The organism is Alteromonas sp. LOR (assembly GCF_000753865.1).
Classification (GTDB): Bacteria; Pseudomonadota; Gammaproteobacteria; order Enterobacterales; family Alteromonadaceae; genus Alteromonas.
The window spans coordinates 10,123-30,905 of sequence record NZ_JQFW01000028.1; the positions used below are offsets into that span (position 1 = coordinate 10,123).

General features: G+C 44.3%; 14 protein-coding genes and 1 tRNA gene. 10 read left to right on the forward strand and 5 right to left on the reverse strand.

All coding sequences use genetic code 11. The features are described from left to right. The first annotated feature begins 42 nt into the window (after nt 1-42). The 7 genes from JV36_RS0110470 to JV36_RS0110505 all read left to right on the forward strand — a co-directional run bounded on the left by JV36_RS0110470 (nt 43) and on the right by JV36_RS0110505 (nt 9,335). A tRNA-Pro gene (locus tag JV36_RS0110470) sits at nt 43-119 on the forward strand. A gap of 339 nt (nt 120-458) precedes the next feature. Beyond that, on the forward strand, nt 459-1,763 hold the full coding sequence (gene tig / locus JV36_RS0110480) for a trigger factor (RefSeq protein ID WP_032096877.1): 1,305 nt from the start codon (nt 459-461) through the stop codon (nt 1,761-1,763). Nucleotides 1,764-1,861: 98 nt separating this feature from the next. Then, nucleotides 1,862-2,491, forward strand: coding sequence for an ATP-dependent Clp endopeptidase proteolytic subunit ClpP (clpP, locus tag JV36_RS0110485; RefSeq protein WP_032096878.1), 630 nt, complete (start codon nt 1,862-1,864; stop codon nt 2,489-2,491). A gap of 74 nt (nt 2,492-2,565) precedes the next feature. Further along, nucleotides 2,566-3,840: an ATP-dependent protease ATP-binding subunit ClpX gene (gene clpX, locus JV36_RS0110490; RefSeq protein WP_032096879.1), complete on the forward strand. Its 1,275-nt coding sequence runs from the start codon at nt 2,566-2,568 to the stop codon at nt 3,838-3,840. 399 nt (nt 3,841-4,239) lie between these two features. After that, a complete protein-coding gene (gene lon / locus JV36_RS0110495; RefSeq protein ID WP_032096880.1) occupies nt 4,240-6,594 on the forward strand; it encodes an endopeptidase La in 2,355 nt (784 codons plus the stop codon). A gap of 304 nt (nt 6,595-6,898) precedes the next feature. Then, nucleotides 6,899-7,171: a nucleoid-associated protein HU-beta gene (gene hupB / locus JV36_RS0110500; RefSeq protein WP_012518978.1), complete on the forward strand. Its 273-nt coding sequence runs from the start codon at nt 6,899-6,901 to the stop codon at nt 7,169-7,171. Nucleotides 7,172-7,442: 271 nt separating this feature from the next. Further along, nucleotides 7,443-9,335, forward strand: coding sequence for a SurA N-terminal domain-containing protein (locus JV36_RS0110505; RefSeq protein WP_032096881.1), 1,893 nt, complete (start codon nt 7,443-7,445; stop codon nt 9,333-9,335). Between the two features lie 190 nt (nt 9,336-9,525). Here JV36_RS0110505 and JV36_RS0110510 read toward each other — a convergent pair whose 3' ends face one another. The 4 genes from JV36_RS0110510 to JV36_RS0110525 form a co-directional block, all read right to left on the reverse strand. After that, nucleotides 9,526-12,024 carry an excinuclease ABC subunit UvrA gene (locus JV36_RS0110510; RefSeq protein ID WP_032096882.1) on the reverse strand — a complete coding sequence of 833 codons (2,499 nt, stop codon included), beginning with the start codon at nt 12,022-12,024 and terminating at the stop codon, nt 9,526-9,528. Nucleotides 12,025-12,143: 119 nt separating this feature from the next. Further along, entirely contained in the window at nt 12,144-14,306 is a 2,163-nt protein-coding gene (gene katG / locus JV36_RS0110515; protein WP_442853190.1) for a catalase/peroxidase HPI, read from the reverse strand. A gap of 545 nt (nt 14,307-14,851) precedes the next feature. Continuing rightward, a complete protein-coding gene (locus JV36_RS19780; RefSeq protein WP_032096947.1) occupies nt 14,852-15,022 on the reverse strand; it encodes a hypothetical protein in 171 nt (56 codons plus the stop codon). Between the two features lie 243 nt (nt 15,023-15,265). Further along, nucleotides 15,266-16,984, reverse strand: coding sequence for a GNAT family N-acyltransferase (locus JV36_RS0110525; RefSeq protein WP_032096884.1), 1,719 nt, complete (start codon nt 16,982-16,984; stop codon nt 15,266-15,268). A gap of 420 nt (nt 16,985-17,404) precedes the next feature. Here JV36_RS0110525 and JV36_RS0110530 point away from each other — a divergent pair, with 420 nt between their 5' ends. Genes JV36_RS0110530 through JV36_RS0110540 form a run of 3 tightly spaced genes read left to right on the forward strand, consistent with a single transcriptional unit; the run spans nt 17,405 to nt 20,136 of the window. Next, the gene (locus JV36_RS0110530; RefSeq protein WP_032096885.1) at nt 17,405-18,226 is read left to right on the forward strand and encodes an SDR family oxidoreductase; all 822 of its coding nucleotides are present in this window, start codon (nt 17,405-17,407) and stop codon (nt 18,224-18,226) included. 60 nt (nt 18,227-18,286) lie between these two features. Continuing rightward, nucleotides 18,287-19,384, forward strand: a complete 1,098-nt coding sequence (locus JV36_RS0110535; protein ID WP_032096886.1) for a phosphotransferase family protein — start codon at nt 18,287-18,289, stop codon at nt 19,382-19,384. Beyond that, nucleotides 19,384-20,136, forward strand: a complete 753-nt coding sequence (locus JV36_RS0110540; RefSeq protein ID WP_032096887.1) for an SDR family oxidoreductase — start codon at nt 19,384-19,386, stop codon at nt 20,134-20,136. Before JV36_RS0110535 ends, JV36_RS0110540 begins: the two co-directional genes overlap by 1 nt. 172 nt (nt 20,137-20,308) lie before the next feature. Here the strand turns inward: JV36_RS0110540 and rpsT are convergent, their stop codons facing one another. After that, a complete protein-coding gene (rpsT, locus tag JV36_RS0110545) occupies nt 20,309-20,572 on the reverse strand; it encodes a 30S ribosomal protein S20 (protein WP_032096948.1) in 264 nt (87 codons plus the stop codon). Nucleotides 20,573-20,783: the final 211 nt, after the last annotated feature.

A 20,783-nucleotide genomic window follows, 5' to 3' on the forward strand; every position in this document is an offset into this window, starting at 1 on the left:
AAGTTCAAGCTTCTTTCAAAAGCTTTTCAGCACTTCTATTGTCGGTGAGTGGCGCAGCTTGGTAGCGCACTTGTTTTGGGTACAAGGGGTCGCAGGTTCAAATCCTGTCTCACCGACCACTGCTTTATCTCCCTATTTTTATCATTTCTAATAGCTTTCTGCGCGAATTTTCAATAATTCTGCTTTTCTGCGCGTTTATTGCGCAAAACGATGTTAAAAGCGTGTTTTTGCCTCTCGACTCTCAAAGTGTGCGGCTGTATACTACCGCGTCTTTTTTTAACCAATACGTTTATTTCAAGTTGCGTGTTTACACACTTAAATTCTTATTTGAATTGTGCAATTTTGAACCCATAAACGATTTTTAACGACCTCTACCCCGAGTGATGTGCTTATTAAGCATGACGGGAGAGGGGATTGAAAACAAAACGCCTGAAAAGGCGTATAGTTGAGGTAATATAATGCAAGTTTCAGTCGAGACGACCCAGGGTTTAGAACGCCGTCTTACTATCACCGTTCCAGCTGACACGGTTGATTCAGCAGTTAAGTCACGTTTACAACAGTTGGCGAAAACACAGCGCATCAACGGTTTCCGTCCTGGCAAAGTTCCAGTAAGCGTAATCAAAAAACGTTTCGGCCAAGCAGTTCGCCAAGAAGTTTCTGGTGAAGTCATGCAGCAAAACTTCTACCAAGCAGTTATTCAAGAAAAAATTCAGCCTGCTGGTATGCCGAAGTTTGATTTAACGACAGACGAAGATGGTAAAGATTTAGAATTTACAGCGTCTTTTGAAGTTTACCCTGAAGTTGAAGTGAAGGGCGTAAGCGACATCGAGATTGAAAAGCCGGCGGTAGAGATTACTGACGAAGACTTAGACAACATGATGGAAACGCTTCAGAAGCAGCACGCGACTTGGAAAGAAGTTAAGCGTAAAGCGAAGAAAGATGACAAAGTAGTCATGGATTTCGTTGGCACTATCGACGGTGAAGAGTTTGAAGGCGGAAAAGCGGAAGACTTCTCATTAGAGCTTGGTCAAGGCCGTATGATCCCTGGTTTTGAAAAACCACTTGTTGGCGCGAAAGCGGGTGACGAAGTGACTATTGAAGTGACTTTCCCGGAAGACTACCACGCAGAAAACCTGAAAGGTAAAGATGCAGTATTCCAGGCGACAATTAAGAAAGTTGAAGGTCAGGCACTGCCTAAAGTAGACGAAGAATTCGCAACACTATTCGGTGTTGAAGAAGGCGGCGTTGACGCACTTAAAGCAGAAGTTCGTAAGAACATGCAGCGCGAGTTAGACCAAACGCTTAAAGCACAAGTAAAAGAAGATGTTATCTCTAAGCTAGTAGATGCAAACGAGATTGACATTCCACAGGCGCTTATCGATCAAGAAATCGATGCACTTCGCGAACAAGCGAAGCAGCGTTTCAGCCAACAGGGCGGTGGTCAAAATCTTCCAGACCTGCCTGCTGAATTGTTTACAGACAATGCGAAACGTCGTGTTTCAATTGGCCTACTTCTAGGTGAAGTGATTAAGCAAAACGAGCTTAAAGCTGACGAAGAACGCGTAAAAGAGATGATCGAAACAGCGGCATCAGCGTACGAAGATCCAAGTGAAGTTGTAGAGTACTACAACAACAACCAAGAGCTAATGCAGCAAATGCAGAACGTTGCGCTAGAAGAGCAAGCTATCGAGTGGGTTCTTGAGCAAGCGAAAGTTACTGAAGTAACCAAAGCTTTTGACGAGGTAATGAACAAACAGGCGTAATTTTTTACTGTCTGATTGACATTACTTGTCAGCAACTGCTTAAATGCTCGGAGCCTTCCGAGCATTTTTGTTTTTAACGCAAGATAATAAAGGTAGTTATGACTAACACTCCGTTTGACCCTATGAATGCACTTGTTCCAATGGTTGTAGAGCAAACCTCTAAAGGTGAACGCTCTTACGACATTTATTCTCGCCTATTAAAAGAAAATGTTATTTTCTTAGTGGGGCAAGTTGAAGATCACATGGCCAACCTTATTGTTGCGCAGATGTTGTTCTTAGAAGCGGAAAATCCAGAGAAAGACATTTTCCTTTATATCAATTCTCCTGGCGGTTCAGTTTCAGCAGGTATGGCAATTTACGATACCATGAAGTTTATCAAGCCTGATGTAAGCACAGTATGTATGGGCCAAGCGGCTAGCATGGGAGCGTTTCTGCTTTCAGCGGGTGCCAAAGGCAAGCGTTACTGTCTACCTAATTCTCGAGTGATGATTCATCAACCTCTCGGCGGATTCCAAGGACAAGCATCAGATTTTGAGATACACGCGAAAGAAATTCTTTATATCAAAGAAAAACTAAACCGCCTAATGGCCGAACATACCGGTCAAGACTACGAAAAAGTAGCAAAAGACACAGATCGTGATAACTTCTTAAATGCATCTGATGCAAAAGAATATGGATTAGTTGACCAAGTGTTGGCAAACCGTTCTGACGTTGCTGCAACGAAGTAGTATAGTTATAGTAAATCTGAGCCAGAATATCGTGTGATTTAGTGTGTGGCTCAGGCAAGGCAGAGGCAAAAGTAATGAGTGATAAGCAAAGCGGTGACGGTGATAACAAGCTACTGTACTGCTCGTTTTGTGGCAAAAGCCAGCACGAAGTGAGAAAGTTAATAGCAGGCCCGTCGGTATTCATTTGCGACGAGTGTGTTGAATTATGTAACGATATCATTCGCGAAGAAATCAAGGAAATTGCGCCTAAGCAAAAGCAGGATGCTTTACCTAAACCAGCCGAGATCCACGAGCATCTTAACGATTATGTGATAGGGCAGGACCACGCTAAAAAAGTACTTTCTGTAGCGGTTTATAACCATTACAAACGCTTGCGCAATGGTGATGTTCACGATGGCGTAGAGCTTGGTAAAAGTAATATTCTTCTTATCGGTCCAACGGGAAGCGGTAAAACACTTCTTGCTGAAACACTAGCTAGATTGTTAGACGTTCCATTTACCATGGCCGATGCTACTACGCTAACCGAAGCGGGTTACGTGGGTGAAGACGTTGAAAATATAATTCAGAAGCTTTTACAAAAATGCGACTACGATGTAGAAAAAGCCCAACGCGGTATTGTCTATATTGATGAAATCGACAAGATCTCTCGTAAGTCTGACAACCCGTCAATTACACGAGATGTTTCTGGTGAAGGTGTACAGCAAGCGCTGTTGAAGCTTATTGAGGGCACAGTAGCTTCTGTTCCCCCACAAGGCGGAAGAAAGCACCCTCAACAAGAGTTCTTGCAGGTAGATACGTCCAAAATCTTATTCATTTGTGGTGGTGCATTTGCAGGTCTCGATAAAGTGATTGAGCAACGCGCACAAAAAGACACAGGTATAGGTTTTGGTGCGACGGTTAAGTCGAAAGGAAACGGTCAGCAAATAAGTGAACTGTTTAAGCAAGTTGAGCCAGAAGACTTGGTGAAGTACGGATTAATTCCAGAATTTATCGGTCGTTTACCTGTAGTAACAAGCTTAGAAGAGCTAAACGAAGAAGCACTTATTCAAATTCTTCGCGAGCCGAAGAACGCGATAACCAAGCAATACGGTGCACTTTTCTCAATGGAAGACGTTGAGCTTGAGTTCCGTGAAGACGCGTTAAACGCTATTGCGAAGAAGGCAATGGAGCGTAAAACCGGTGCCCGTGGACTTCGTTCTATAGTTGAGGCTGTGTTGCTTGAGACAATGTACGATCTCCCGTCGACCGACGATGTGAGTAAAGTGGTGATAGATGAAACCGTTATACGCGGCGAGTCTAAACCTATTTTGATTTACGACAGTAATGAGAAAAAAGCTGCATCTGAATAGCGATTAATTTGCTGAAAAAAGGCCCGTCGGGGCCTTTTTTGTTTCTAGCACATTATTTTGCACTGATATTTGAGCCTTACCCACCGCGTCCAATTTTCGGCGCTATGCCCGCTAAGCTGTCTGTTATTTGAGCTAACAGCACGATAAAGTCCATCCTTCGATATAGATCTGCCCTCTGCCTATTGCCTTAAGCGCAAAAATCGATAATGGTATTTGTGTGAGCTAATGATAAACGCGACGCAATGTAATCGATAATATCTAATTCACGTATCTAATTTGCTTTGTGTAGAAGCAAAAGGTGAGGGACGGTAAGGAATTAACGCACTTTAATAAGTTTTGATTGAACTTTGCTCTTACATCCCCATATAAAACGACATCGGAAATAAATTGAGAACAAGTATGACAGTTGAGCGTGAAAATCGCATTGAAATTCCTGTGCTTGCCCTGCGGGACGTGGTCGTATACCCGCATATGGTCATACCCCTTTTTGTAGGGCGTGAAAAATCCATCCGCTGCCTAGAAGCGGCAATGGAAAACGACAAACAAATTTTCTTAGTAGCACAAAAAGATGCCGGCGTTGATGAACCGGAATCTGATGATATCTACACGGTAGGTACCATAGCGACTATTTTACAACTTTTGAAACTACCTGATGGAACCGTGAAAGTATTGGTTGAGGGTAGTGTACGTGGCCAAATCGAAAGCTATAAACAAGCCGATCCTTATTTTGTTGCGGCCGTTGACCAAATTGATGATGAAGGCATTGAAGAGAGTGAACAAGAAGTTCTCATCCGCTCTGCTGTCTCTCAGTTTGAAGGCTATGTAAAGCTGAATAAAAAGATACCGCCTGAAGTGCTTACTTCACTTAACGGTATCGAAGACGCTGCACGTTTAGCAGATACCATGGCAGCTCACATGCCGCTTAAGCTGACGGAAAAGCAAAAAGTATTAGAGATGCAAAGCGTTAACGAGCGTCTTGAATACTTAATGGCGCTTATGGAAGGCGAAATCGATCTGTTGCAGGTAGAAAAGAAAATTCGTACCCGCGTTAAGAAACAGATGGAGAAAAGCCAGCGCGAGTATTATTTGAATGAGCAAATGAAAGCCATTCAAAAAGAGCTTGGTGAGCTAGACGATGCACCTGACGAATTTGAAGCGCTAGCTAAAAAGATCGCTGACGCCAAAATGCCTAAAGAAGCAGAAGACAAAGCCAAATCAGAACTTCAAAAACTGAAAATGATGTCGCCAATGTCTGCAGAGGCTACAGTGCTTCGCAGCTACATTGAATGGTTAACGAACGTTCCATGGAACAAACGTTCTCCTGTGAAACGAGATTTGGCAAAAGCTGAAGAAGTGCTCAATGAAGATCATTACGGTCTTGAGAAGGTCAAAGAACGCATTCTTGAGTATCTAGCCGTTCAGCAACGAGTTAAAAAGCTGAAAGGTCCAATCCTGTGCTTGGTGGGTCCTCCTGGTGTAGGTAAAACATCACTGGGTCAGTCTGTAGCTAAAGCAACTGGCAGAAAGTATGTGCGTATGGCACTAGGCGGCGTGAGAGATGAGGCAGAAATTCGAGGCCATCGTCGAACTTACATCGGCTCACTGCCTGGTAAATTAGTTCAAAAAATGGCGAAAGTTGGGGTGAAGAACCCGCTATTTTTGCTTGATGAAATCGACAAAATTTCATCTGACATGCGCGGCGACCCGGCATCAGCCCTGCTAGAAGTGCTTGACCCAGAGCAGAACAACAGCTTCAGCGATCACTATTTAGAAGTGGATTACGATCTCTCTGATGTAATGTTTGTTGCTACATCAAATAGCATGAATATTCCGGGTCCGTTACTGGATCGCATGGAAGTTATACGTCTATCTGGTTACACCGAAGATGAAAAGCTGAACATTGCGAAAAACCATTTAATTGGTAAGCAGATGGAGCGCAATGGTCTTAAAGCCAAAGAGCTTGAAATTACTGATTCTGCGGTTATCGGCATGATTCGCTATTACACGCGAGAAGCGGGTGTACGTAGTTTAGAGCGTGAGATTTCCAAGGTGTGCCGCAAAGCGGTGAAAGACGTTCTTCTTAAAAAGAACAAAGACAAAGTGTCTGTCACTCAGGACAATCTAAAAGATTATCTTGGCGTTCAGCGCTTTGACTACGGTAAGGCCGACAAAGACAACCAGATTGGTCAAGTGACTGGTTTGGCGTGGACTCAAGTTGGCGGCGATTTACTTACCATTGAGACTACATCGGTGCCAGGTAAGGGTAAAATGACCTCTACAGGCTCTCTTGGCGACGTAATGCAAGAGTCAATCAAGGCCGCCATGACGGTGGTAAGAAGCCGTGCAGAAAAGCTTCGTATTAACGAAGACTTCTATGAAAAACGAGACATTCACGTGCACGTGCCAGAAGGTGCTACACCTAAAGATGGTCCAAGTGCCGGTATCGCCATGTGCACTGCGTTGGTGTCGTCACTCACTGGCAACCCAGTGAAGTGTGAAGTTGCCATGACGGGTGAAATAACGCTACGTGGTGAAGTACTTGCCATCGGTGGCCTAAAAGAAAAGCTGCTAGCAGCTCACCGAGGCGGTATTAAGACGGTCATTATTCCTAAAGACAATGAACGTGATTTGGAAGAAATTCCTGATAACGTGAAAAAAGATTTGGCGATTCACCCAGTGAAATGGATTGATGACGTCCTCGACATTGCACTTCAGGAGCCCGTGGAAAGTTTTAAGGTAGAAAAGAAATCGTAAATAGTAATGGCTACAATGCTTAATTTTAAAGGGTTGTAGCCATTTTCTTGTACTTTTTGATTAAAAAATGTACGTAAAATTAAAGAATTGCCGATTTTTTCAAAATTAGGGCTTTCAAGACCGAAAAGTTGTGTTACCTTAAAATGGTTATCGCTTAAAGCCTTGCCACAAAAGGGATTGCAGCGGTTAATTTAAAAGTTAATTAATTGTGACAGATGCTTGATGTTAACAATCAAGCTTGTTATAACGTCCAAACCAATTTTTTGGACAAACAGTATAATAACAATTGAAGGGGATCAAAATAGTGAACAAGTCTCAACTTATCGACCAAATTGCTGCTGGTGCAGATATTTCTAAAGCAGCTGCTGGGCGCGCACTTGACGCATTCACTGACTCAGTAACTGCGGCGCTTAAAGACGGCGACCAAGTAGCACTAGTGGGCTTTGGCACTTTCTCAGTTCGCGAACGTTCAGCTCGCAGTGGCCGTAATCCACAAACTGGTGAGACTATTCAGATTTCAGCTGCGAAAGTTCCATCTTTCAAAGCCGGTAAAGCTCTGAAAGACGCTTGTAACTAAGTCAAAAGATATAGAAAAAGGCGATGGCTAGTCCATCGCCTTTTTTATTTGTACACAACATAATTAATAACCCCGCCGCGAATAACGTTTACCTTGCACTAAGCCTAATAAGAAAGTCTTAGAAACACACAGATTAGTTTGTTTTAGGTCGTTTATCTTCATCGGCATTAGGTTATAATCATCGCTTATTTTACCAGTGACAGCTATTACATCGTTTTGCGAAAAAGTATTGTCAGGTATCAGTAGTAAGCAACGGAGTTGAAGAATAATCATGCTAGAAAGAATCAGAGAAGGTTCTCAAGGCCCATGGGCGATGGCAATCATTGCGCTAATCGTTTTGAGTTTCGTATTTGCTGGTGTAGGAAGTTACCTCACATCGCCAGGCACGTCTGCAGTAGCTACGGTAAATGGCGAAGAGATCTCGGCCCAAGAACTAGACCGTGCGTATCAAAATCAGCGCGCGCAAATGGAATCACAGTTTGGCGAGAGCGTAGCTCAACTATTTTCCAGTGAAGAGTACCTTGCAAACTTTAGACGCAGTGCGTTGGATCGCTTAATTTCAGAAAAGCTAATTCAGCAACAAGCATCAGAGATTGGTTTGCGTGTAAGTGATGAACAAATTCGCGAAACCATAGTGCAAATGCCAGAATTTCAATTTGGCGGTCAATTTGATAACGAACGTTTTCAAACTATCCTTCGTCAAAACGGTTTCTCACCTGCAGATTTTCGTAATTACCTTCGCATTCAAATGACACAAAATCAGTTGGCTGCTGCACTGACTACCTCAGCTTTTGCACTAGATAGTGAAGTGGAAGAGGCAAACATGCTTCAACGCCAAACTCGCGACGCAAAATACCTAATGGTAAGCGCTGCTAGCTTTGCCGATTCGGTAGAAGTGTCTGAAGCCGACATCGAAACGTTTTATAACAACAACATTGCATCGTTTGATACCGAAGAAAAAGTTAAGCTTGCTTATGTGAAGTTAAGTGTAGAAGACCTTAAAGGTAGAGTGTCTGTAGACGATGATGCAGTTCGTACTTATTACGAAGCGAATTTACCTAGCTACGGTAAAGAAGAAGAACGCCGCGTTTCTCATATCTTGATCGAATCAGGTGATGATGTTGATGCTGCAAGAGCGGAAGTAGAGGCACTAAAAGCCCAGCTTGATAACGGTGCTGACTTTGCCACACTGGCATCAGAAAATTCAGACGATACTTTTTCTGCTGAAAATGGTGGTGACTTAGACTTTATAACGCCAGAAATGATGGACGCTGAATTTGATGAAGCGGCATTTGCATTAGATAGTGTAGGCGACGTGTCTGATATTGTTGAAACGGATTTTGGTTTTCACATCATCAAATTGACTGATATCAATGAAGCGCAAACTAAATCATTTGAAGAAGTAGCCAGTGATATTCGCGAGTCGTTGCTTTACGACCAAGCAATGGAAAAGTATTTTGAGCTTCAAAATACTCTGGCCGAGATAGCGTTTGAAGTACCTGACACACTAGAAGATGCAGCAAACGCGGTTAATCTTCCAGTACAAGAAACAGCGTTGTTCAGTCGCAATACGGCACCAGAAGAATTGAACCTTCCGGCACTTTTAGACGACGCGTTTTCTCCAGAACTTATCGAAGAGCGTCTTAACAGCGACATTATCGAGTTAGATGATGAAAACATTGTTGCGATTCGTGTCATTGAGCATGAGCCACAGCGCACACAGTCACTGGATGAAGTACGCGACAGTATTACCGCTTCAGTAAAATCAACGAAGGCAAGAGAAGCTGCACAGGCTTGGGCTTCAGATGTTGCTGTGAAAGTAAGAGCCGGTGAAGATGTATCAGCGCTTTTATCTGAAAAGTCTGCTACGTGGGAAACGGCAAAGGCTGTTCCTAGAAACGGTGGCACACTAGCTGCTGCGGTTGTTGAGACCTTGTTTGCTCTTGCACCTGAAGGTGAGGGAAGTGTTGACGTGGCAACCACCATGAATGGTGACGTTGCGGTAGTTCAGCTAGAAGGGGTTAATGCAGCGCCGGTACTTGAAGCCGAGTTAGGCAATAGCCTTAAAGAACGTCTTGGTCAGATGAAGGGACAGCGTTTGTACGAACAGTACATTGAAGCGCTTCGTTCTCAAGCAGACGTTACTATTGCAGAAAGCGTTTAACGCGTATTAAAAAGTAAGTTTACTTTCAAAGGGGCACTAAACAGTGCCCCTTTTTTATGTTTGTGACCCGTCCTGAAATATGTTGACATAAAGAGGGCTTCTTTATGACGACATCAATCTCGTTTATGTCGAGTGTATTTAAATGCTGCTATGGCGTTTAAATAAAATGTGGTTATTATCCTGCAACCTTCTATTTCAAAAACGGTGAGGTTTTGCTCACCGCGCTTTTAGCCACTTCGCTAGGCGTTCCTTGCGCCACAACTGAACCGCCTTCATCGCCCGCTCCTGGGCCGATGTCAATTACGTAGTCACTTGCTGATGCCACCTGCATATTGTGTTCTACCATTATCACGCTACTGCCTTCATCGACTAATGCATTTAAGTGTTTCATCAATAAACTGATATCTGCAGGGTGAAGCCCCGTGGTAGGTTCATCAAGCACATAAAGCGTATTCTTTTTTTCAGCGCGCTTTAGTTCAGTTGCAAGTTTGATCCTTTGCGCTTCTCCGCCTGATAACTCTGTCGCAGGCTGACCAAGGCGCAAATAGCCAAGCCCCACTTTTTGAAGTGCATCAAGAGCGCGGTAAACTGGCGGCTCGTCAGCAAATATACAATGGGCTTCAGACACAGTAAGCGACAATACATCTGATATCGATAAATCATTCCACGTAACGGCAAGGGTGTCTTCATTGTACCGTTTGGTATCGCACACTGGGCAAGGCGAATAGACGCTGGGCATGAACAGTAGTTCTACCGATACAAAGCCTACGCCCTCACAATTTTCACAACGCCCCTTTGTGGTATTAAAGGAAAAGCGTCCCGCGTCATAGCGACGCTTTTTCGCCAGCTCAGTCGCTGCAAATAATTTTCTAACGTGGTCAAAAAAGCCAGTATAAGTTGCTAGGTTTGAACGCGGCGTTCTGCCTATTGGCGCCTGATTAACAACAACTAACCGTTTAATCTGCTCTATACCATTGGTTATCGTTCCTTCTACAGGCGTTTCCTCGTTACCTCTTAGCAGTGCAGATTCACTCAAGTCTTTACCTGCTGGCGTACTTTGCGATTTGTCAGAGCCAATAGCTTGCTTAACCAGCTCTACTAATGCATGGCTAACTAGGCTCGACTTTCCAGAGCCCGACACGCCAGTTACCGTGGTGATAGTGCCAAGAGGAAAATCACAGTGAAAGTCGTTCAGGTTGTTTTTATTAATATGTGCTAGCGAAAGCCATCCCGTGGGTTTTCTATTGAAGTGAGTCAGCGCGAGAGAATCGTCAAATAAAAAACGAGAGGTTATAGAGTCGGATGCGTCTTTGAGCTTGTCAGCTGGGCCGCTAAATATGAGCTCTCCGCCACTCACACCCGCATGTGGGCCAATATCCACGACCCAATCCGCATGCTGTATAACGCGCAAGTTATGTTCTACAACAAAAACCGTATTTCCAGCATCTACCAATTCACTAAAAGCACTGAGTAACGCATTGACATCATGTGGGTGCAATCCGGAAGAGGGCTCATCCATGATGTAAACCACACCAAATAATTTAGATTTAATTTGAGTCGCCAACCTCAAGCGCTGCAATTCACCACCAGAGACGGTGGTTGTGCTGCGTTCTAACGAGAGGTAGCCAAGGCCAAGAGATATTATAGGTGTGATACGGGCAATAATATCGCTGGCTAAATTACGGATCACCATGGCGCGTTCGTTACTTTGACTATCTATATTGTTCATTAAGGTGGTTAAATGAGTCACTACATCGCTAAGGGATAAACGAGAAAATTCGATGATATCCAAGTAGCAAATTGTTACGGAAAGGGACGAAGCTTTCAGTTTTTTGCCCTCGCAACTAGGGCAGATAGACACATCTAGATATTCTGCAATACGCTGTTTAATTTTTTCTTTCTGGGTCGATTTAAACGTATCAAGCACATAGCGTCTAGCACCAACAAATTTTCCTTTGTAGCTGGCAGGCTCACCCTCTGCGAATGCATTACGTGTCTGCGCTAAGTTGTAGTGCCGATATACTGGCACTTGAGGCGTTTCATCGGTGAATAAAATCCACTCTTGGGTTTTTACGGGCAAATCCATCCATGGAACGTCTACGTCAATATCAAGTGATAACAATACTCTGACTAAGTTTTTGCCCTGCCATGCCCCAGGCCACGCTGCAATAGCGCCTTCTCTAATTGTTAAACTAGGGTCGGGCACGAGCTTTTCTTGCGTAACATTAAATACGTTACCTATCCCGTGGCATGTTTCACAGGCACCTTCTACCGTGTTCGGTGAAAAGGCGTCAGCATAAATAATACTTTGCCCTTGCGGATAATCGCCTGCCCGTGAATACAGCATGCGTAGGGTATTAGAAATAGTAGTGATACTGCCTACCGATGAGCGTATTGAAGGAGCACCTCGCTGCTGATGCAGTCCCACTGCTGGGGGAAGACCTTCAATACTGTCTACGTCGGGAGTTTCAACTTGGTCTATCAACCGTCGTGCATAGGGTGATACCGAATCTAAGTAGCGGTGTTGAGCTTCGGCGAAAAGCGTGCCGAAGGCGAGAGAGGACTTGCCCGAGCCAGAAATTCCAGTAAATGCCACAATTTTGTTTCTTGGAATATCTACATTGAGGCTTTTTAAATTGTGAACGCGAGAGCCCCGTACCTGTACGTAGTTATTATCAAATGTTGTCATAACCTTGTGATATTTCATCCTTGTTTAGAAAAAGCGTGTTCGAGCGGGTAAAAGAAAAAGCCCAGCATAATGTGGCCAGGCTTTTTGTTAGCTTGATAGCGTTAGCGAACAAGCAGTGCTTATTTGCGATACCGTTCGTTTTGCAGTTCAAAACGGTCTAGCATCATGACTTTGTGCCACGCTTTAACGAAAGCATGAACAAATTTTTCATGGCCTGTTGAGGCACCGTATACATCGCATACTGCTCTTAGTTGTAAGTTCGACCCGAACACAAGATCGCACCGCGTGGCAGACCACTTTTTCTCACCCGTAGTCACATCGCTCCCTTCGAACAATTCATTGTCCTCGGTCACAGGCTTCCACTTAGTATTGATATCTAGCAAGTTGACAAAAAAGTCGTTGGTTAATACCCCCGGTGTTTGCGTAAACACACCGTGTTGAGAGCCGTCGTAATTGGTGTCTAGAACCCGAAGGCCGCCAACTAGTGCAGTGAGTTCAGGAGCCGATAAATCAAGCAGATGAGCTCTGTCGATTAACATGCGTTCAGTATCTGCACCATACTTACCTTTTACATAGTTTCTAAAGCCATCGGCATGAGGCTCAAGAACCGAGATATTGTGCTCGTCGGTTTGCTCTTGCGTAGCATCCATTCGCCCAGGTTCAAAAGGTACGGTAACGTCAACGCCTGCTTCTTGTGCTGCTTTTTCTATGGCCGCACTACCTGCTAATACTACAAGGTCGGCAATAGAAACGCGTTTGCTTGTTTGCGCATCGTTAAAGGTTTTTTGAATCTCTTTAAGTGACTCAAGTACGCTTTTAAGTTGGGTAGGGTGGTTCACTTCCCAGTTGATCATTGGCTCAAGCTGAATTCGTGCACCATTGGCGCCGCCGCGCAGATCCGTTTTTCTAAACGTTGAGGCAGAGGCCCATGCAGTACTTACCAACGCAGAGATACTGTGTTCAGTTGCAAGAATACTGGCTTTAAGCGCAATAATGTCCACTTCACCAATGAGTTCATGGTCGCACTTTGGAATAGGATCTTGCCAAATTAAGCTTTCGTCTGGCACATCTGGGCCGAGTAAACGGTTTTTAGGACCCATATCTCTATGGATTAATTTGTACCACGCCTTGGCAAATGCGTCGTCGAGGAGTTCTGGCTGCTCAACAAATTTTTCGCATATTTTCAAATAAGCAGGATCTTTGATAAGGGCAATGTCGGTGGTCATCATCATAGGAGGATGGCGAAGTCCTTCTACATGTGCGTCAGGTATAAGGTCAGCAGCTTCCCCGTTTTTAGGACGCCATGCTTTACCTCCAGCCGGACTCTCTGTTTGTTCCCACTCAAATTTAAATAGATTTTTTAGGTATTCGTGGTCCCAGCGGGTAGGGTTTGATGTCCATGCTCCCTCGATACCATTTGTGGTGGTGTACTGGGCATTGCCCGAGCCATTGCTGTTTAACCAGCCTAGGCCTTGGCTTTCAATAGGTGCTCCGCTTGGTTCTGGGCCTAGATGCGATTTATCCGAGCCGCCGTGACTTTTACCAAACGCGTGACCGCCTGCAATAAGCGCAACGGTCTCTTCGTCATTCATACCCATTCTTCCAAAGGTAATACGAATTTCTTGCGCTGACGAAATGGGATCCATATTGCCAAAGGGGCCTTCTGGATGAACATAAATAAGCGACTGACGAGACGCGGCAAGCGGATTCTCTAGATCATAGTCCTCTGTACCAGGCTCACCTGTCCAACGCTTGTCTTGAGTGGCCATTTCAGTTTCTGGGCCCCAATAGGTGGCGTCGTCAGCCTCCCAGCAGTCAATGCGTCCGCCACCAAAGCCAAAGGTTTTGAAACCCATCTGCTCTAGCGCAAGATTGCCCGTTAGCATAATTAAATCTGCCCACGAGATGTTGTCACCGTACTTCAGCTTAATAGGCTGTAATAGGCGTATTGACTTATCGATGTTGCCGTTGTCTTCCCAAGAGTAAAGAGGTGCAAAACGCTGTAGCCCCTGCGCCGAGCCTCCACGTCCATCGAATACGCGGTATGAACCAGCAGAGTGCCACGCCATTCTAATCATCTGAGGGCCATAGTTACCGTAATCTGCTGGCCAGAAATCTTGCGATGTGGTCAGCAGTTCCAAAATATCTTTTTTTACCGCGTCTAAATCAAGAGAAGCGAACGCAGCGGGATAATCAAAATCCTCACCTAGCGGGTTTGCTGATGGAGATTGGCTGTGCAGAAGTTCAATTGGCAGCTGACCGGGCCACCAATTCGCATTCATAGGAGGAGTGCCTATCGCACCGCCAATACGTTTACTTTCGATGGTCTCGTAACCACCGGCGATGGGGCATTTCATTTTATCAGACATTCAATAGTTCCTTTTATATTGCGCCCCATAGGAAAGCCTTAACAGGTGATTATGTTTCACAGTAATCACAGCAAGCTATAGATTCTTTATCAGCCGTTCTAAGCCCTGTTTCAGTGAACCGCTTCGCTGAACTGCTTGAATGACCCAGATGAAGAGCAATGTGTTGATTAAACATTTTTTATATAGATGACTACGCCATGCTGGTGGCAAAGTTCACAACAACGAAACTATCAGCGCTGAGGTGAAGTAAACCGCCACTATCGGCGGTGCGAAATAGATAAAAAATAAATAAAGCGAGGGGGAAACTTAGAAACTATAAGCCGAAAGCCAAAAGCTAAAAAATGTTGCGGCGCACTAGTTATTAGTTTGTAAGCAGCCAAAGAGCGCCGTTGGCCGACATGCAGTACTGAGCCCAATGAGATAAGGCTTAAATGGCGAAAATGTGTTTAAAAGGCGCGTTAATGGGTTAAAAATATCATCACGGTATAAAATAATGCGATAACGCCACTAAGCACAAGAATATAGAGAAAGCCTTGCTTACCTTGCTCTAAAGAATATTTGTTTGCCTGCAGGTAGCCGAACCACAGCAGAGAAAGAATAAGTGGAATAAGTACAATTATTTTTATCATATAAGGCCCTAAGCTACGCACTTCACAGTGACTAAACATTACTTCAGGCATTGTTATATCAATGTATGGTATTAAATGCCAACGACCTAACGGATATTTCATTGTCTACTTGGGCGGGTTAATCTTTGCTGTGAACATGTGTAGCAGAGATTGACTGTGAAAATTAACAGTAAAAATCAGCCGCTAATATCAACACGCCCTATTGCCGTATCTCAATGCTCAAGACGCATTATTAAACTGTCTTCAAGCCGTTGCCTTTAGCTCATCGTGGCATAGATATCGTTTGCGCTTTTTTTCAGTAATTGCCAATGCATCAACCACCACAAGACCATCAATACAGTCGTTAAAATCTGGATCAACGTTAAACCCTAAAAAGGCGACACCATCGGCTTTCGCTATTTCTGAATACTGCTTATACAGCGTGGGAACATTTACGCCCATATTAGCGAGTAGGTGCTTAAGGATAGTGAATTCGGCTTTGTAATCGTCACCTGTAAACACATGCAAAGGCTCTCTTGCGGGGCAAAAAGGTTGTTTACACGTAACACTGCCGAACTTAGCCGGAAAGTATGTTGAGTAGAACTGCACTAAAAGATCTTTAGCAGTATCAGGGTAGGCATTGCTTAATGACACTGCCCCGAACAAATAGCGGTACTTTGGATAGCGACTAAGAAAAACGCCAATGCCGAACCACAGATAGTCGAGGCTTCGCTTTCCCCAATATCGAGGTTGTATAAAACTTCGCCCTAACTCTAGGCCATGCTCAAATAGGGCTTCATTATTTTCGCCGTAATCAAACAGCGTAGCGGAGTACAATCCCGTTGGGTGGCCTTCTTCGCTAAGCGCTTGGGCGTCACCAAAACGATAGGCTCCCACAATCTCTAAGTCGCGCTCATCCCACAGCACTAGGTGGTAGTAGTGAGAGTCGTACTGGTCTATGTCTCGTCGCTTATTGGTGCCTTCTCCAACCGCTCTAAATGCTATTTCTCGAAGACGTCCTATCTCACGCATAATGGGAGAGCAATGAGTATGCTGATAAAGATAAATCGACTTTCCATCGGCGGTTTGCCCCAAATGTTCACAGGCACGAACAGCCCGTGAGAGCTCTTTTCTGTCCTCTGGCATTGCAATAGCAGCTTGGGTTTCGAATACGCCTTTTTTGTTATTGCCTATGCGATAAAGATGTCGTTTAAACAACTTCACTTTTTCTTTTAGTGCTAGGGTGGGCTGTTGATAAGACTCAAACGCAATGAGTTCCCCAACGCGGATGGGCAAATGTTTACGCCGCTGCTTAAACATTTCTTTCACGAGTAGCGCAGTCGCCAACGGCTTGTAAATCATAGACACGCCATAAAAAATAGGGCTGTTTTTAGCATCGATATACACGGGAAGAATAGGAGCTTTAGCGTGACGAGCAATGCGCAAAAAACCTGAATGCCAGCGCGTGTCGCGAACCCCTTGGGGTCTAAGTCTGGAGACCTCTCCAGCGGGAAAAATTAATACGGCCCCCTCCTGTGACAAATGATGGTGAATGGCTGACAAATGCTGCTTTGGGGTTCCGCCCTCCATATTATTCACAGGTAGCAACATGCTGTGCAGCGGCTCAATGGCCATAAGCATTTCATTGGCGACTACTTTTAAATCGTGTCGAACTTCACTCACGAGTTTGATTAACGCAAGTGCGTCAAGAGAGCCAATAGGGTGATTTGCAATTATCACTACACGACCTTCACTAGGAATTCGTTCTTTCTCGATGTCTCTTGCGGAATAGCTGACGTTAAAATACGCCAGTACTTGCTCAACAAAATCAATATCATTGTAGTGCGGGTACGTGTCGCCAAACGCCTGAATTTCTTTTTCGTGTAAAAGATGGCTTAGCGCGAAAGATAGCGATTTGAATAAAAGAGGATTGTTCGCGACCTGAGGATAATGTTTGTTTAAAACGTCGTTGACAGTAAACATAGCTTCTCTCGTTTTTTTGCAAACACTAGCAACCTAATGTGACGTTTTTGACATACTTTTTTGTCACTTATTTTACAGTGCGTATTTCTGAACTGGATACATAGGAAGATGTGCACCTAATATTAAAGAGCCGATAGACAATATGTGGCTGATTGCGCAGCATCTGTTGGTAATCACACTTTTGAATTCATCTGCAAAAAAGGTAAACTCCAAGATGTAAAAATTGTGTGTATCTTGTTACGCCCAGTGCTTCAGCACGAAGTTATAAATTAATGCGTCACCATGAAGTTACAAATCAATGCGTCAGCATGAAATTACAAACCAGTGCTTTTGTTCAACGCAAAGAAAGCAATACGAAAGCGTCGTGGTCAACGCCGTTTTCCATGTTCGATAACAATAACAACAAAGAGTAGAACTATTATGCGTATCGTCATCACCGGTGGAGCAACCGGGCTGGGCAAGGCACTTGCCATTAAGTGGGCTGAAAAGCATAAAGGGATAAAAATTTGTATTGCCGACATCAATCAGGCTCGCGGCAATGAGACCGTCGAGGCACTTACCTCAATAGGAGCCGACGCCTTCTACGTTACCTGCGATATCACATCGGAAACGAATGTGAATGAACTTGCCAGCACGATAAGCGCTAAATGGCAGGGTATCGACTATGTATTTAACAACGCAGGCGTTGCCACCGGCGGCAGCTTGCTTGATGAAACGCCAGAGCAGTGGCAATGGGTATTCGATATCAATATGTTAGGCATGGTGCGAGTGAGTAGGGCGCTGTTGCCACTGATGCAAACGCAGGGGCACGGTTACTTCGTTAATATTGCATCGCAGGCCGGAATAACGCCTATCCCTTATATGGGCAGTTATAACGCCATGAAAGCGGCGGTGGTGGCCTTCTCTGAAACAATGAAATTGGAACTTGCGCCAGATAACATTGGGGTGAGTGTGGTTTGCCCCAGTTTTTTCAAGACTAATCTTGATGAGTCGATGCGAAGTGCCAACCCTGCATCACATAAAATGCTGAATAAACTTTTCGCCAAAGCCGACATGAGCAAAGAGGATGTAGCACTAAGTATTTACCAGCAAGTAAACGCTAAGCAGTTTCTTATTTTGACGCACAAAGAAGGTAAGCGCGCCTTTTTGTTGAAAAAGCTGTTGTCATCGACGCGCTATTTGAAAATGATGCTGTCGCAGACCAAAACCATGAAGCAAGTAATGGATAAGCGAGACAGCTAACGTCCTTTATCCAAAAGCTCGAGAACGGCAAAGCATTAACCTGTGTAAAGCGGAGAAAGAATGAACCAAGGCGTTGTAGATAAAGCACAGCAAGTGCGAAGTGGTGAAGAGCTAAGCGCAGAAGCGGTAAATAATTGGCTTAAAGATAATCTCGATGACACCATGAAAGGCCGTTGTAATGGCTGTGAAACTATGCCTGCAGTAACTCAGTATGCAGGTGGAGCATCCAACTGGACTTACTGCTTAGATTACCCCGATACATCGATGATTTTGCGAAGAGGCCCGGCGGGCACAAAAGCAAAAGGTGCTCACGATATGGAGCGAGAGTATAAACTTCAGCGAGCACTAAAACCGGTTTATCGCTATGTGCCTACCATGTACGCCTATTGTGAAGATGAATCGATCATTGGTGCCGATTTTTACCTGATGGAAAAGTTCACTGGCATTATACCGCGCAAAAATCTACCTCGAGATTTGAACACAACAAAGGCACAAACGGCTCAGCTGTGCACCAATGTGCTCGATAGCTTAATTGAGCTGCATAAGGTAGATCATGAGAAAGCCGGTTTATCTCATATAGGCAAAGGGAAGGGCTATATTGAGCGGCAAATTAGCGGCTGGAGTGCGCGCTACAGCAAAGCGAAAACGTGGAATGTACCCTCAGGTAAAAAGGTAATGCATTGGCTTGAAAGACACATGCCCGACAATGAACGTATATGTATTACCCACAACGACTTTCGCTTCGACAATGTTGTACTTAACCCAAATAATTACACTGACATCATTGGGGTGCTTGATTGGGAACTAGCAACCCTTGGAGATCCGCTTATGGATTTGGGAAATTCACTAGCCTATTGGGTTGATGCCGATGATGACTTTTTAGCCCAATCTACTCGTCGTCAGCCCACACATTTAGAGGGTATGTTTACCCGCAAGCAAGTTGTCGCCTACTACTGCGAGAAGATGGATATTGACGTAGAAGACTTCACGTTTTACGAAGTGTATGGGCTTTTCCGTTTAGCGGGGATCGCTCAGCAAATTTATTATCGTTATCATCACGGACAAACTAATAACCCGGCGTTTAAGCGTTTTTGGGTATTTATTCATTACTTACTGTGGCGCTGTAATAAGGCCATAAAAGCATCAGGAAAAAATTAATGACTATAAGAGAAAATATTCTGATCACTGGGGCAAGCTCTGGGCTTGGAAAAGGGATGGCCATTGAGTTTGCTAAACAAGGTCGCAACTTAGCACTGTGTGCTAGGCGCTATGAAAACCTTGAAACGCTAAAAGCAGAGTTACTCGAACTTAACCCAGATATCAATGTGTTTATTCGGTCTTTAGACGTTAATGATCACGACGCTGTGTTTGAGGTTTTTGATGCATTTAAACAAGATTTAGGACGCCTTGACAGAGTTATTGTTAATGCCGGTATGGGGAAGGGAGCATCTGTAGGAACGGGCTATTTTCACGCGAATAAACAAACTGCTACCACCAATTTTGTGTCAGCGTTAGCACAATGCGAAGCGGCGATGACAATATTCAGAGCGCAGAACAGTGGCCACCTAGTGACGATATCTTCAATTAGCGCGGTGAGAGGCTTTAGGCGTGCCATGACCGTTTATGCGGCCACTAAAGCCGGCCTTACATCACTGTCTGAAGGAATACGCATGGATGTGATGAACACGCCGATTAAAGTCACCTGTATTCATCCAGGCTTTATTCGCAGTGAAATCAATGAAAAAGTAGAGAAAGTCCCTTTTATCGTTGATACCGATGTGGGTTGTCGGGCAATGGTCAAGGCAATAGAAAAAGAAAAGGCAAGTGCTTTCGTACCTAGCTGGCCTTGGGCACTATTGCACTGGATAATGCGCATTGCACCTGCAAGTACAATAAGAAAAATGAGTTAGTGGGATAGGGAGCGAGTGCATTCTTCATAAAGAGAATGCATTTGTTTATCAATGTACCTGATTTTACAAAGAATTTGGGTTTAAGAAGCATTTGGATATAAAAAGCATGTATACAGAAATGTAGACATAAAAAAAGCGCCCTAGGGCGCTTTTTAATTGCTAATCGTAAAGATTAACCTAGTGCTTTAATTTGCGCAGCTAGGCGACTCTTGTGACGAGCAGCTTTATTTTTGTGAATCAAGCCTTTAGTAGCCATTCTGTCAAGTACTGGAGTAGCAGCAGATAATGCAGCTTGTGCACCTTCTTTATCGCCATTAGCGATAGCAGCAACTACTTTTTTGATGCTTGTACGAGTCATTGAACGACGGCTAGCGTTGTGCTGACGACGCTTTTCGGCTTGGATTGCACGTTTCTTAGCAGACTTAATGTTAGCCAAGGTGTAACTCCCAAATAAATTCATGTCAAAAACGAGGGTGCGGATTGTGCCTACCAATCGCTAAATTGTCAAACGATTTAACGATGTAAATCGATGGCTATTTTGAAAGCACAATCTATTAAACACAGTCTCTGCAAAAAACAGTAAATGTGCTCAACACGTTGCGCATTCATCGCGAAAGCTATGCCTAAACATTGCATCCCATAACGGG